Genomic DNA, 13,274 nt, shown 5'->3' with positions numbered 1-13,274 from the left:
CGTCTATTTTGGGGACGATGGGGTTTCAAATGCTTTTCGCTTTCGATAGAAAGGGGCTGTGCCGACATACTGGTTCGCAGCCCATTCCATTTTTTCAAGGTCAGTTCTCGTCACGATGGGATCTTGGCTGCTCCACTTGATACATCGGACAAAATAATACCCTTGGATGGGAGCCATTGTAACTTTTGAATGAGGCCAGTCTTCAAATACAAACTCAATTTTCCCTTTCTTTTTATAAGAGTATTGAAGAATGTTCATCGTCTGTCACCTCTGTTGGTTACGTTACGATTGGCAAAGCTCAGCTATCAGCGTTCTCACGTCAGCGGATCTATTGAGCATTCCGACTGATTGCCCCGCCCACAGAGACATGTGACCGGAATCTTTGGCTGCGGCGGCATGTTTTCTCATTGGTTTTGTTAACGTGTTTTGCAATGGATAAGGAAGTGTATTTGCCTCTTCAGCTTGTTGCTCTTTCATCCATTGGTTGACTATACCCCTTGCAGGCTTTCCCGAAAACAATGCGGTAAGGCGTGTGTCTGTTCCATGTGCTTCTTTTAATTCCTGTCTGTACGCTTCAGAGGCTTCGCTTTCCTCACACATAAGAAATGGAGTTCCGACCTGTACACCTTGGGCTCCGAGACAGTGAGCTGCTCGGACGCCGCGGCGGTCTGCAATTCCGCCTGCCGCAATCACGGGTACTGAAACAGCGTCTGCAGCTTGGGGAACCAGTGACATTAAGCCAATAGAAGACTCTCCGCTGACCGGCAGAAAAGAACCGCGGTGGCCGCCTGCTTCACTGCCTTGCAGCACGATGATATCCATTCCGCGCTCTTCCAGCAGGACGGCTTCTTGCGGCGAAGTAGCCGTTCCGATAAGACAGCACCCATTTTCCTTTAATACATGAATGCTTTCATCAGGCGGGATGCCGAACGTAAATGAACAGGCTCTTACATTGTATGTAAGAATCAGATTTATTTTTTGATGAAAATCCTCCCACTCTTCCTCTTCTGAAGGAAAAGCAGCCGCCTGTTCGGCAAACGGAATGTTCTTTTTCCATGTGTGAACCGTTTTATCGTCCGGTGCCTTCCTTTTTTCCGGCACGAACACATTTACCTGAAAAGCGCTGCTGGTCAATTCCTGCATCTCGATGATTTGTTTTTCAAGCGTACCCGGACTGAGATATCCGGAAGCGAGACTTCCGAGTGCGCCTTCATTCGACACAGCGGCTGCCAGCCGGGGTGTGACCAGGCCGCCTGCCATCGGCGCCTGAATGACAGGCTTTGATAATGATAATGCTTTCATCCATTGAGTCATAGAAGCACCTCCTGTTAATCCATCATTTTGATATGGCATGTTCGGTGACGCGGGCCGTCAAATTCGCAGAAATAAATACCTTGCCACGTCCCGAGAATGAGCCGCCCATTTTCAATTATGACATGCTGTGAAGCGCCTACCGTACTGGACTTCATATGTGCAGCTGTATTGCCTTCTATATGGCGGTCCAGCTCATGGTCCCATGGATAAATCTCATCAAATCTTCGGAGCATATCTCTTTTCACATCGGGATCGGCATTTTCATTAATTGTAATGCCTGCCGTCGTATGCGGACAGTAAATCAGCGCTGCCCCGTTTGCCACCCCTGTTTCTTGGAGAAACGCTTCCACCTCGTGAGTGATTTCAATCATTTCATCTCTTTTGCTTGTTTTGATTTGCAGTGTTTTCAGCATATCGTTTCTCCTTTCAATTCCCCTTCTCTTTGCATATTCGTTCTGTTTTCTTTTTTTCCTGTTACATCAGGCTCATAAACCTGAAGAAAACAAAAACTCCAGCTTTTTGCCGGAGTTTTATTGCCATAGGTATACTCTGGCTTCATAAGGTTTTAACAGCAGTGATGTCGTATGCTTGTGCGGTTCTGTTTCCACATTTGACAGGAGGAGTTTGTCAGTGGATAACGGCAATGCGGGATATCTGCAGAACGCCGGCGAACCCGTCAGATTTGCCGCAATCAGTGCCGTTTGGCTCTCGTTTTTGCGAAGGTATGCAAAGATTTGCTGATCTTCCGGCAGAATCAGCTCGTATTGGCCATAAATAAATACATCATATGTTTGGCGGAGTTTGATCAAGCTTTTGTAAAAGTGATAGACAGATGTGTTATCGTTTAGTTGCGCCTCGGCGTTCAGCCATGTGTAATTGTCATTTACCCCAAGCCATGGCTTGGCATCAGAAAACCCAGCGTGAGGAGAAGCATTCCATTGCATGGGGGTTCGTGAATTATCTCTTCCCTTTTTCCAGACAATCTTCATTACTTCCTCATGAGAAGCGCCTTTTGCAGTCTCAATGTCATACAGCCGCTTCATCGCGACATCATCATAATCCTCAATGGAAGGAAACGCCACATTGGTCATGCCGATTTCCTGTCCCTGATAAATAAACGGCGTGCCTTTCATCAGAAAATAAACAGCGGCGAGCGCTTTTGCACTTTCCTTTAAGAAATTCCCGTCGTTTCCCCATACAGAAACAGAACGAGGCTGATCATGGTTTTCCATGAACAAAGCGTTCCAGCCGATTCCCTCCAAACTGTTCTGCCACTCTGTTAAAATTCGTTTGAAAGCAGCGATATCGATGGTTTCATTTATCTCTATATCCCACAGACCGAGATGTTCAAATTGAAAAATCATGCTGAAAATGCCGGATTCCTCTCCCACCCACTCAGCCGCCTCCTTTGCCGCGACACCGTTTGCCTCTCCGACCGTCATGATCGGATAGCGGGAAAATGTGTTTTCCTTCAGCTCTGTTAAAAAATCTAAAATACCCTCTGCATTCATATGATAAGGAAAGGATGGAACATAGGACAGCCCTTTCAGATTCGGCAGATCAGGCAGCCCTTCTTTTTTCTTAATATGAGAAATGGCATCCACCCGAAATCCGTCTATGCCTTTATCAAGCCACCAATTGATCATGTCATAAACGGTGTTTCTTACCTCTACATTTTCCCAGTTCAGATCAGGCTGCTTTTTATCAAAAAGATGGAGATAGTACTGGCTTGTCTGTTGATCAAACTCCCAAGCCGATCCGCCGAAAATGCTTTCCCAATTGTTCGGCTCTTTCCCGTCTTTCCCATCCTTCCAAATATACCAGTCGCGTTTTTGGGATTGTAAAGAGGCACGTGATTCAATGAACCATGGATGTTCATCACTTGTATGATTCACGACAAGATCCATAATGAGCTTCATGCCAAGCTCATGAGTATCATGAAGCAGCTGATCAAAATCTGCCATTGTGCCGAAATCGCTCAATATGTTTTTGTAATCTCTAATATCATACCCGTTATCCGCATTGGGTGAGTCGTACAAGGGGCAAATCCAAATCACATTGGCGCCTAGTTCTTTTATGTACGGAAGCTTGGACCTGATTCCTTGTATATCCCCGATTCCATCGCTGTTTGAATCTTTGAAGCTTCGGGGATAAATTTGGTAGACCACCGCTTCCTTCCACCAAGCCTTTTTCATACAGCCACTCCTTCCTGTGTGTTTTATATCTTATGTAGAAAAAGGCCATTGAAGCATTCATTTTTTCAGAAAAAAACCTCTTGCCGATGACAAAAGACTGATCAATGTTTCAGAAGCCTTTGGTCCGGTTTTTCTTTGAATGCTCAAAAAAACAGCCGCGTCTAGCCGGCTGTTTTTGATTAAAACTCTGTTTTTTTGATTTCGACAAATCGAATATGATGGTCTTCAGCATCGAGGATTTTAAACTCGCAGCCCTCCGCCTGTATCACATCTCCTGCTTTCAGCTCCATTTTTTGCGTCAGAAGCCAGCCTGCAATCGTATCAATTTCTTCATTCTCAATGGCAATGTCGAGCAGGTCATTCACTTCATCTATTAGCGCTTTTCCATCCATCACATAATGGTGCTCGCCTTTTTTCAAAATATGCGGCGTTTCATCCTGGTCATATTCATCACGGATTTCCCCGACGATTTCTTCGATAATATCCTCGACAGTGACAAGCCCCGCCGTACCCCCGTATTCATCTACGAGAATGGCCATATGAATCCGTTCCTTCTGCATGCGGATTAAAAGCTCCTGAACAGGAATGCTTTCAATGACCCTGATGACAGGTCTCATAATTTGCTTCAGTTTAATCGGCTGGCCTAGAAAATACGCTTTAAACATATCTTTGCTGTTGATAATCCCTAAAATATGATCCTTATCTTCTTTGATGACAGGATACCGTGTATACCGTTCGTTAATGATGAGATGAATCGCCTCTTCAAGCGACTGCTCCAGAGAAATGACAGCGATTTCTGTTCGCGGAATCATAATTTCTCTCGCCACGCGGTTGTCGAATTCAAAAATCTTATTCACATAACGAAATTCGGACTGGTTGATTTCCCCTTTTTCATAGCTTTCTGACAGGATCAGCCTCAGTTCTTCCTCACTGATGACAACCTCATGCTCCTTTACTGAATGAAACCCAAACAGCTTCACAAGAAAACTCGCAGAGCCGTTCAAAGCTTTGATAAACGGATACATGATTTTATAAAACCAGATCAGCGGCTTTGCGATCCATAAACTGACGGCCTCCGCCTTTTGAATCGAAACCGTCTTCGGCGCAAGCTCTCCCATCACCACATGCAAAAAAGTGACGATAATAAATGCAACAATAAAGGTGACGATGTGATTGATGGGTTCCGGCATACCCGTCATTGTAAATAAGGGATGAAGGATGTGCTCCAATGTTGGTTCACCGAGCCACCCGAGGCCGAGCGCCGTGATCGTAATCCCGAGCTGGCAGGCTGATAAATACTCGTCTAGATTAGAAATGATTTTGTGTACGGCAAGCGCACGGCTGTCACCGCTTTCCATGAGCTGATTGATTTTCGAACCCCGAATCTTAACAATCGCAAATTCCGCTGCAACAAAAACAGCCGTAATGCCAATCAAAACAAAAATGGCTACCAATTGTAGAATAAGCAAAAAAAGCCCTTACCGTAAATGGTAAGGGGCCACCTCCTTAACGTTAATTCTCATTACGACCGTTTAAGAAGATCATCACAAACCGAAGAAGTTCAAACAGGGAAACCAGCGCGGCGGCCACATACGTCAATGCAGCGGCACTCAGCACTTTATTTACACCGTGTTCTTCGTTGTTTCGAATGAATCCTTCAGACACAATAATTTGCTTCGCGCGTGAACTTGCATTGAATTCAACAGGCAGTGTGATCAGCTGGAAAAAGACAGCGGCTGAAAACAGAATGATGCCGAGCCCGATGAGGTTCAGACTGCCAAGAAGCATGCCCCCCAAGAAAAGCAAAGGAGCCACTCCGGATGCAAAATTCACAACGGGGAACATTTTATGTCTCAGCACAAGCGCACCATATGATTCCTGATGCTGCAAGGCATGTCCGACTTCATGGGAAGCAACGGATATGGCGGAAATTGAGCGGCCGTAATAAACCGGCTCAGATAAACGCACCACCCGTCTTGTCGGGTCGTAATGGTCTGTTAAAGCGCCTCTTACCGGTTCAACCGGCACGTCGTAAAGACCGTTTATATCTAAAATCCGTCTTGCGGTTTCTGCCCCTGTTCGACCGCTTGAGGCTTCCACTTTTGAATATTTTTCAAAGTTGCTCTTTACTTTAAATTGTGCCCAAAACGACAATCCCAATGCGGCTATTGTTAAAAATATAAACAGCATGTTCCATCATCCTTTTTTAAAGATCGTATGTTTCTTTATTACGATTATTTTAATGAGTTTTCTTTCTCGTGTACAGAAATGCGCTTTTTCTTCCGTCTCGGTGCACACATTCCGATAAGCAAAAGGAACAAGCCGGCCGAAAACAAATAAAAAGAAAAGCCTCCAATCAGCTTATTCAAAAAATGATGCCATGAGAAGCTATCGGAAAAGTGATTATAAGAATTCAAGTCGAAAATAAACAAAATCACTGCGGATGCCGCAAGCTGCGTACCGATCAAAACCACAACGGTTCTCTGAATGATCGTCATCTGTTTCACCTTTTTTCGCTGATTTGTTTTAGTTTATGGAGAAAACCGGTTTTATATGTTTTAGTTCATTTTTTGAAAAACAACGCCGGAAGTAGGACATACTGTTATAAAAAGAGCACGGGTGTGATGAACATGAAAGTGACGAGTGAGGAAAAGGAACAGCTGAGTACAGCGATTGACCGAATGAATGAAGGACTGGACGTATTTATCCAGTTTTATAATGAATCTGAAATCGATGAACCCCTTATTCAGCTGGAAGACGATACAGCTGATCTCATGAAGCAGGCCCGCGACCTGTACGGCCAGGAAAAGCTAAATGAGAAGCTGAACACAATTATCAAACAGATTTTATCTATTTCATTATCTGAAGAAGGAGAAAAAGAATGAAGTCAAATCGGATCTTTATCTCATGGCTGAGGTGGCCGTTATTTATACGAATCGGGCTGATCATTCTTTTTCTAGTTCTTTTGTTCGGGCAAATCATTTACTTACTTGAGCCCAAGCAGTTTACTTCTGTCTTCGAAGGTATTTGGTGGGCCGTGGTTACCGTCTCAACAGTAGGCTACGGGGATTATGTGCCGCACACGCCGCTTGGTCAAGTAGCCGGAATGCTGCTGATATTAATCGGAGCAAGCTTTGTCACTGCTTACTTTGCCACCTTATCCGCTGCCGCTTTCAGTAAACAGCACCGCTACATAGAGGGTAAGGTCGCTTACAAAGGACGGGGTCATGTCATTATTATCGGCTGGAATGAAAAATCAAATCGCCTTTTGAGAGAGCTTCAGCTGGCGGCGCCCTCCAAGACAGTTGTTCTGATTGATGAAACGTTAAAAGAAGGGCCGCTCATTGAAAATGTCCATTTCATACGCGGACACGCCGCAGATGATGAAACGCTGAAACGAGCCAATATTACTGAGGCGGACACAGTTATGGTCACCGCCGACCAATATAAAAGTGAAGCAGAGGCGGACATGCTGTCGGTGCTGATTCTTTTATCAGTCAAAGGATTGAATCCGCTGGCTTACTGTATTGTCGAAATTCTGACTGACCGCTTTGTCACCAATGCAGAACGGGCAGGCGCTAATAAAATTATCGGGACATCTCAGCTCTTAAGCCGCGTGATGCTGGAACATTACCGAGTCAAATTGCAGCTGTCTAAACCGCAAAGCTTAATTGAGCTGACACTCGATAAAAAAGTGCGGCTGATTTCGGTTCCTTCTGAGCTGCAGGGCGCCGCTTATAAAACATGCGTCCTCTATTTTCTAGATCACAACACCACCATTATCGGCATACAAAAAGAGGAAGGGCCTATGATTACCCCTCCTCTTTCATATAAAGTGCTTGAAACAGATCAGTTCCTTGCGCTTTAACCCAGCAGAACATCCTCCAGCTCTTTGACAAGGGAGGCGCCGATATCCAAATACGCCGGATCAATTTCCGCGTCCCGTCTTTCGGGTTCAGAAAATTGATTAAACAGCGATTGAAACGGCCCTCCTTCAGCATGATCATCAAGGCCTGCCTGGAACACCTGCCTCAGCATAAACGGAGTTCCGATACGGACAGCTGCCCCGCGTTCATCGAGACTGCCTTGTATGGCATTGACGGGAATTCTTAAAAACAAATATCCGTCTTTATCATCAATTTTATAATCAAAATAGCCGTGATCGTACTCCCAGCCGCCGTTTATCACATAACCGAGCGGCTTCATGACTTGTTCCAGCTCCTGAAGCAAAAAAGGCTGCCCATCTATCGCGGAAGGTATTGTAATCATCAAACTGCCCCTTTTTTCATTTATCCTGTCCTGCCGAACAAGACTTCATTCAGAGGCTGATTACATGGAAATTGTTTTTTCCTTTGCCCAACCAACCGAAAAGAAAGCGCATTCAATTAAGAAGTAAACAGTTATCGCTGCAGCAATCCCCGTCGCAGATTCCCATGAAACATATACAACAGCCGCATAGAGTCCTAACTTTGTTAAAAGGGTGTGAGATTGCTTCAATTGCAAAATCTGATGCACTGCATCAGTAAAAATGGCAAGCGGAAGCCCGATCAGAAGAAAGGTGTGGATAAAAAAGTGTGAGAGTGTGCCGCCAAGGTGGGAAGAAAACTCTGTATTCACGGCATCAAAGGATATGAGGATAACGAAAACAGCTGCCGATAAGCCCGCAATGATGAGATGTTTGACCATTTGTTTCATGAACATCAGCACCTTTCTGATTTGATAAAAAGCCGACCGGCTAATGCCAGTCAGCTTTCTTACATTAATCTTCGAGACGTTTTTCAAGCTCAGCTTTTTTCTCTTCAAAGCCAGGTTTGCCAAGCAATGCAAACATATTGACTTTATATGCTTCTACTCCAGGCTGGTCAAAAGGATTGACGCCGAGGAGATATCCGCTCATCGCACAGGCTTTTTCGAAGAAATAAACAAGATATCCAAAAGTATATGCATTCAGCTCAGGAATGTTGACGATTAAGTTTGGAACGTTTCCGTCTGTATGAGCCAGCATTGTACCTTGGAATGCTTTTTTGTTAACGAAGTCTACCGTTTTTCCGGCTAAATAGTTTAAGCCGTCAAGATCGCTATCCGCTTCTTCGATTGTCAGCTCGTGTTTAGGTTTTTCGACATTCAGCACCGTTTCGAACAAGTCTCTGCGGCCTTCCTGTACGTACTGTCCTAATGAGTGAAGGTCTGTTGAATAGTTGGCAGAAGAAGGATAAATGCCCTTCTCGTCTTTGCCTTCACTTTCGCCGAACAGCTGCTTCCACCACTCCGCAAAATATTGAAGCGCCGGCTCATAGTTGATAAGCATTTCAATCGTTTTGCCTTTATTGTAAAGCACATTGCGAACGACCGCATACTGGTATGCAGGGTTTTCTTCCAATTCTGATGTGGCAAAATCCTTGCTCGCATCAAATGCGCCTTTCATCATGTCGTCAATGTTGACGCCGCTGACAGCAATCGGAAGGAGACCAACAGCTGTTAAGACAGAATATCGTCCGCCGACATCATCAGGAATGACAAATGATTCGAAGCCTTCTTCGTTAGAAAGTGTTTTTAACGCGCCGCGCTCTTTATCAGTTGTCGCGTAAATCCGCGCTTTCGCTTCTTCCTTGCCGTATTTTTCTTCCAGAAGCTTGCGGAAAATACGGAAAGCGATTGCAGGCTCAGTTGTTGTACCTGATTTAGAGATGACGTTAATGGAGAAGTCAACATCTTCGAGAAGATCCATGACATCTCTCATATATGATGAACTGATGTTGTTTCCGATGAAAATGACTTGCGGATTGCCTCGTTTTGCTTTTGGCAGTGTATTGTAAAACGCGTGATTAAGTGCTTCAATCGCTGCCCGCGCGCCGAGGTAAGAACCGCCGATACCGACAACAAGCAATACATCAGAGTCAGATTTGATTTTTTCCGCGCTTTTTTTAATACGCGCAAATTCTTCTTTATCATAATGTTCAGGGAGGTCCACCCAGCCTAGAAAATCGCTGCCCGCGCCTGTTTTTTCATGAATATTATGGTGTGCTGTTTTTACAAAGTCGCGCAAATATGTAAGTTCATGTTCGTTGAAAAAAGTCAACGCTTTTGAGTAGTCAAAGCGTACATGCGTCATTGCTTGTCCCTCCATAACGGTATAATGTTTTCATCTTTCACTTTATATGAACTTATCTGTGAAATCAAGTCAAGAAGAAAGGACGGAATGACTGCATTCCGTCCTTTGACATTAGAGTGACGCGCGAAGGATGGCAAGCACGTCATCTTTGTTCAGTTTTTGGAAGTTGCCGAAGCCGCCGTGCTCCATTTCTTTGGCTGCGATATCAGCAATCAGTTCCAGTTTTTCTTCTCCGATCTCATAGTCGGATAGACGGGAAGGCGCACCCAGACTTGTCCAGAACGCAGACAGCTTGTCGATACCTTCAAGCGCAATTTCTTTATCCGTTTTGCCCTCAGTATCAATGTCAAACATATTGAGCATGAGGTTTTTAAAGCGGCCGACATTCGTATCAAGCGTGTATCTCATCCAGTTCGGGAACAGGATCGCAAGTCCGCCGGCATGCGGAATATCATATACAGCTGATACGGCATGCTCCATTGTGTGAGAAGCCCAGTCGCCGAAGTAGCCCATTTGAAGCGTGCCATTCAGAGCGATAGTGCCTGCATATAGAATCGTCTCACGATGTTTATAATTTTCCAGATCCTCCAATAGTTTTGGAGCTGTTTCGATTACCGTCTGCAGAACGGCAAAGCACATTCTGTCTTGCAGCGGTGTGTTTTCGACATTATGGAAGTATTGTTCAAACACGTGGCTCATCATGTCAACCATGCCGTAAACCGTTTGATTTTCAGGCACTGTGAACGTATTTTCAGGGTCTAAAATCGAGAACCGCGGATGAGTTACATTGCTTCCCCATACAAATTTCTCATTTGTTTCCCAGTTTGTAATCACAGAGTCAGGGTTCATTTCAGAACCTGTGGCAGCAAGGGTTAGAACTGTACCAAACGGCAGTGCATCCTCGGCTGTTACTTTCTTGCTGAAAATGTCCCAAGCGTCTCCGTCGTATTTCACTCCCGCAGCGATCGCTTTTGTGCAGTCAATGACACTTCCGCCACCCACAGCAAGCAGAAAATCAATATCATGCTGTCTGCATAGGTCAATGCCTTTTTCCACAGTCGCAAGACGCGGGTTCGGCTCGACCCCTGACAGTTCATGGACAGCCGCGCCTTCTTCTTTTAATATGTCTGTTACTTGGTCATAAAGGCCATTACGTTTAATGCTTCCGCCTCCGTAGACAAGCAGAACATTTTTACCGTATTGCTTTAATTCTTTTCTTAATTGTTCAAGCTGACCTTTTCCGAAGATCAGTTTCGTCGGGTTATAATAAGTGAAATTCTCCATTGTAAAACCTCCATATATTGTTGTATCAAAAAACAGGTTAACAATTGTAACATAAGTTCAAAGAAAAAGGGAAGCAGCCTGATCGGCTGTTTCCCCTTTTGTTATAGAGATGCTTTTAAGATAGCAAGCACATCTTCTTTGTGTAGTGATTTAAACTGGCCGAACGTACCGTTGGCCATTGCCTTGTCTGCAATTGTGTCGAGCTGTTCGTCATTGATATCGTAATCAGCCAGTCGATTCGGAGCGCCTAGGCTTGTCCAGAAAGCAGACAGCTTGTCGATACCTTCCAGCGCGATTTCCTCATCTGATTTTCCAGCTTCCTCCACACCAAACACACGAACCGCCAGCTGCTTCATGCGAGCCGGGTTTTCTGACAATGTATGTCTCATCCAGTTCGGGAAGAGTATTGCGAGTCCGCCGGCATGCGGAATATCGTAAACGGCTGAAACCGCATGTTCTATATTATGAGTTGCCCAATCCCCTCTTGCACCCATTGACAGCATGCCGTTTAAAGCGATTGTCCCTGTGTAAAGAATCGTTTCACGCAGTTCATAATTTTCAAGATCATTGATCAGCTTAGGCGCTGTTTCGATGACTGTGCGTAAGAGCGATTCGCACATGCGATCCTGGTAAGGTGTGTTTGATACATGGTGGAAGTATTGCTCAAACACGTGGCTCATCATATCAACCATTCCGTAGATCGTGTGATTTTTAGGAACAGTAAACGTGTTCACTGGATCCAAAATGGAGAACTTAGGGAACACGAGCGGGCTTCCCCAGCCATATTTCTCTTTTGTTTCCCAGTTTGTGATAACTGAACCTGAGTTCATTTCAGAGCCAGTTGCGGCGAGAGTCAAAACAGTTCCAAACGGTAAAGCTTCCTTCGGCTGGTGTTTTTTCGTTACGATATCCCACGCGTCACCATCATACTTTGCCCCTGCAGCAATCGCCTTTGCACAGTCGATGACACTGCCGCCGCCGACAGCCAATAAGAAATCAATGTTGTTTTCTTTGCAGATCGCAACACCTTTATTAACAGTCGACACACGCGGGTTCGGCTCTACGCCTGCTAATTCATGTACCGTGACACCGGCTTTATTCAGCTGTTCCATCACTTGGTCATAAAGGCCGCTGCGTTTAATGCTTCCGCCTCCGTAGACTAACAATACATTTTTTCCGTAAGGTTTCAGTTCCTCCGGGAGTTTTTCAACTTCGCCGCGGCCGAAAATTAATTTCGTCGGGTTCCAATATGTAAAGTTTTGCATGACATCTCCTCCTTAGATTTTTATTATGCAGAATGCCTGCGCTCCATGTAAAGCAATCAGCTCGTTCTGTTTTCAGCGTATCAGACAGTTTTCATTTGCAAGATGCTGGGAATGGAACAGATACAAGCTGAGTTTGAGCCGTTTCGTCCGGCTTCTCACAATATGGAGAATGCATGTATAGATTCTCCAATATGTCACAATCTATAACTGTTTTAATAATTCATGGAGGAGGTTGTAAACATGAGTACTATTCAGAGAATTTGTCTTGTATTAACGATCATTGGCGCTATTAACTGGGGACTGATCGGATTTTTCCAATTTGATTTAGTAGCAGCCATCTTTGGCGGCCAAGGGTCAGCCCTTTCCCGTATCATTTACGGACTTGTCGGAATCGCCGGCTTAATCAACCTCGGTCTGCTGTTTAAGCCAAACGAAGAAGCTTCACGAGAAGAAGCAGCGAAGCCTGAAATGCGATAGGATAAAAAAAAGCACCGAACATTCCTGTCCGGTGCTTTTTCATGCTTACTTTTTGATAAGATCTTTGCGGTTGGACATTTCGATCCACTCTTCAAGCTTATCTTTTAATGTGTTGAAACCTTGTGGTGCAGAAGCTTCTTCGCTCACTTGTGCTGATTTAGGTTTTCTTGGTTTGCTTTCTTTTTTCTCAGGCGCAGCTTGTGTCGCACGAATAGAAAGGCTGATTTTTCCTTTTTCTTCGTCAACAGCTAGTACTTTTACTTGTACTTCGTCACCAACAGAAAGGTGCTCGTTGATGTCTTTTACGAAACCATGAGTTACTTCAGAAATGTGTACCAGACCTTGAGTCTCTTCATCTAATGCAACAAACGCACCATACGCTTGTAATCCTGTAACTTTGCCAGTGTAAACACTGCCCACTTCAAATTTTGCTGCCATTCATAACAACTCCTAAGTTAAATTAAATATCAGTTTATACGCAATTTAAAATTATATCATACATGTCTCATTTCCGCAAAGAAAACTTTTTTATATGATATCAGGTTTAAGCATATCAAAAAGAGGGTATACTGCAAATACCAAAGGCTTTCTAGTATTCCCCCTTTTATTGGATGCGAACAAAAAGTT

At 44.5% G+C, this 13,274-nt stretch carries 16 protein-coding genes; 3 read left to right on the top strand and 13 right to left on the bottom strand.

The window, feature by feature from the left end; genetic code table 11:
- Nucleotides 1-3: 3 nt before the first annotated feature.
- From NST16_RS02485 to NST16_RS02455, 7 genes are all read right to left on the bottom strand, one after another.
- Entirely contained in the window at nt 4-258 is a 255-nt protein-coding gene (locus NST16_RS02485) for a hypothetical protein (RefSeq protein WP_168748622.1), read from the bottom strand.
- Nucleotides 259-282: 24 nt separating this feature from the next.
- Nucleotides 283-1,314, bottom strand: coding sequence for a nitronate monooxygenase (locus NST16_RS02480; protein ID WP_268471497.1), 1,032 nt, complete (start codon nt 1,312-1,314; stop codon nt 283-285).
- 14 nt (nt 1,315-1,328) lie between these two features.
- On the bottom strand, nt 1,329-1,727 hold the full coding sequence (locus NST16_RS02475; protein ID WP_340883759.1) for a secondary thiamine-phosphate synthase enzyme YjbQ: 399 nt from the start codon (nt 1,725-1,727) through the stop codon (nt 1,329-1,331).
- Nucleotides 1,728-1,844: 117 nt separating this feature from the next.
- The gene (locus NST16_RS02470; protein WP_340883758.1) at nt 1,845-3,509 is read right to left on the bottom strand and encodes a glycoside hydrolase family 13 protein; all 1,665 of its coding nucleotides are present in this window, start codon (nt 3,507-3,509) and stop codon (nt 1,845-1,847) included.
- Between the two features lie 179 nt (nt 3,510-3,688).
- Nucleotides 3,689-4,978 carry a hemolysin family protein gene (locus NST16_RS02465; RefSeq protein WP_168748626.1) on the bottom strand — a complete coding sequence of 430 codons (1,290 nt, stop codon included), beginning with the start codon at nt 4,976-4,978 and terminating at the stop codon, nt 3,689-3,691.
- A gap of 43 nt (nt 4,979-5,021) precedes the next feature.
- Complete coding sequence (locus NST16_RS02460) at nt 5,022-5,699, bottom strand: zinc metallopeptidase (RefSeq protein WP_010331648.1); 678 nt, start codon at nt 5,697-5,699, stop codon at nt 5,022-5,024.
- Between the two features lie 44 nt (nt 5,700-5,743).
- Nucleotides 5,744-6,007 (bottom strand): hypothetical protein, encoded by a 264-nt coding sequence (locus tag NST16_RS02455; RefSeq protein WP_123373899.1) that lies wholly within the window; start codon nt 6,005-6,007, stop codon nt 5,744-5,746.
- A gap of 132 nt (nt 6,008-6,139) precedes the next feature.
- Here NST16_RS02455 and NST16_RS02450 point away from each other — a divergent pair, with 132 nt between their 5' ends.
- Together NST16_RS02450 and NST16_RS02445 are read left to right on the top strand one after the other, a co-directional pair.
- On the top strand, nt 6,140-6,394 hold the full coding sequence (locus tag NST16_RS02450) for a protein mistic (protein WP_024122645.1): 255 nt from the start codon (nt 6,140-6,142) through the stop codon (nt 6,392-6,394).
- Nucleotides 6,391-7,377 (top strand): potassium channel family protein, encoded by a 987-nt coding sequence (locus NST16_RS02445; RefSeq protein ID WP_010331651.1) that lies wholly within the window; start codon nt 6,391-6,393, stop codon nt 7,375-7,377. Before NST16_RS02450 ends, NST16_RS02445 begins: the two co-directional genes overlap by 4 nt.
- On the opposite strand, the gene NST16_RS02440 is transcribed toward NST16_RS02445, so the two are convergent.
- The 5 genes from NST16_RS02440 to NST16_RS02420 all read right to left on the bottom strand — a co-directional run bounded on the left by NST16_RS02440 (nt 7,374) and on the right by NST16_RS02420 (nt 12,170).
- Entirely contained in the window at nt 7,374-7,778 is a 405-nt protein-coding gene (locus NST16_RS02440; protein ID WP_268448467.1) for a YugN-like family protein, read from the bottom strand. The genes NST16_RS02445 and NST16_RS02440 overlap by 4 nt on opposite strands.
- Before the next feature lie 60 nt (nt 7,779-7,838).
- Nucleotides 7,839-8,210, bottom strand: a complete 372-nt coding sequence (locus NST16_RS02435) for a hypothetical protein (protein ID WP_340888259.1) — start codon at nt 8,208-8,210, stop codon at nt 7,839-7,841.
- 58 nt (nt 8,211-8,268) lie between these two features.
- Nucleotides 8,269-9,621: a glucose-6-phosphate isomerase gene (locus tag NST16_RS02430; RefSeq protein ID WP_010331654.1), complete on the bottom strand. Its 1,353-nt coding sequence runs from the start codon at nt 9,619-9,621 to the stop codon at nt 8,269-8,271.
- A gap of 111 nt (nt 9,622-9,732) precedes the next feature.
- Nucleotides 9,733-10,905, bottom strand: coding sequence for an iron-containing alcohol dehydrogenase (locus NST16_RS02425; RefSeq protein ID WP_268471502.1), 1,173 nt, complete (start codon nt 10,903-10,905; stop codon nt 9,733-9,735).
- A 101-nt stretch (nt 10,906-11,006) separates the two neighbouring features.
- Nucleotides 11,007-12,170, bottom strand: coding sequence for an iron-containing alcohol dehydrogenase (locus NST16_RS02420; RefSeq protein WP_010331656.1), 1,164 nt, complete (start codon nt 12,168-12,170; stop codon nt 11,007-11,009).
- Nucleotides 12,171-12,410: 240 nt separating this feature from the next.
- Here NST16_RS02420 and NST16_RS02415 point away from each other — a divergent pair, with 240 nt between their 5' ends.
- On the top strand, nt 12,411-12,647 hold the full coding sequence (locus tag NST16_RS02415; RefSeq protein ID WP_010331657.1) for a DUF378 domain-containing protein: 237 nt from the start codon (nt 12,411-12,413) through the stop codon (nt 12,645-12,647).
- A gap of 45 nt (nt 12,648-12,692) precedes the next feature.
- Here the strand turns inward: NST16_RS02415 and yugI are convergent, their stop codons facing one another.
- Nucleotides 12,693-13,085 carry a S1 domain-containing post-transcriptional regulator GSP13 gene (yugI, locus tag NST16_RS02410; RefSeq protein WP_010331658.1) on the bottom strand — a complete coding sequence of 131 codons (393 nt, stop codon included), beginning with the start codon at nt 13,083-13,085 and terminating at the stop codon, nt 12,693-12,695.
- Nucleotides 13,086-13,274: the final 189 nt, after the last annotated feature.

Source organism: Bacillus sp. FSL K6-1005 (genome assembly GCF_038000225.1).
Taxonomy (GTDB): domain Bacteria; phylum Bacillota; class Bacilli; order Bacillales; family Bacillaceae; genus Bacillus; species Bacillus mojavensis.
This window is presented reverse-complemented; position numbering and strand designations above follow the sequence as displayed.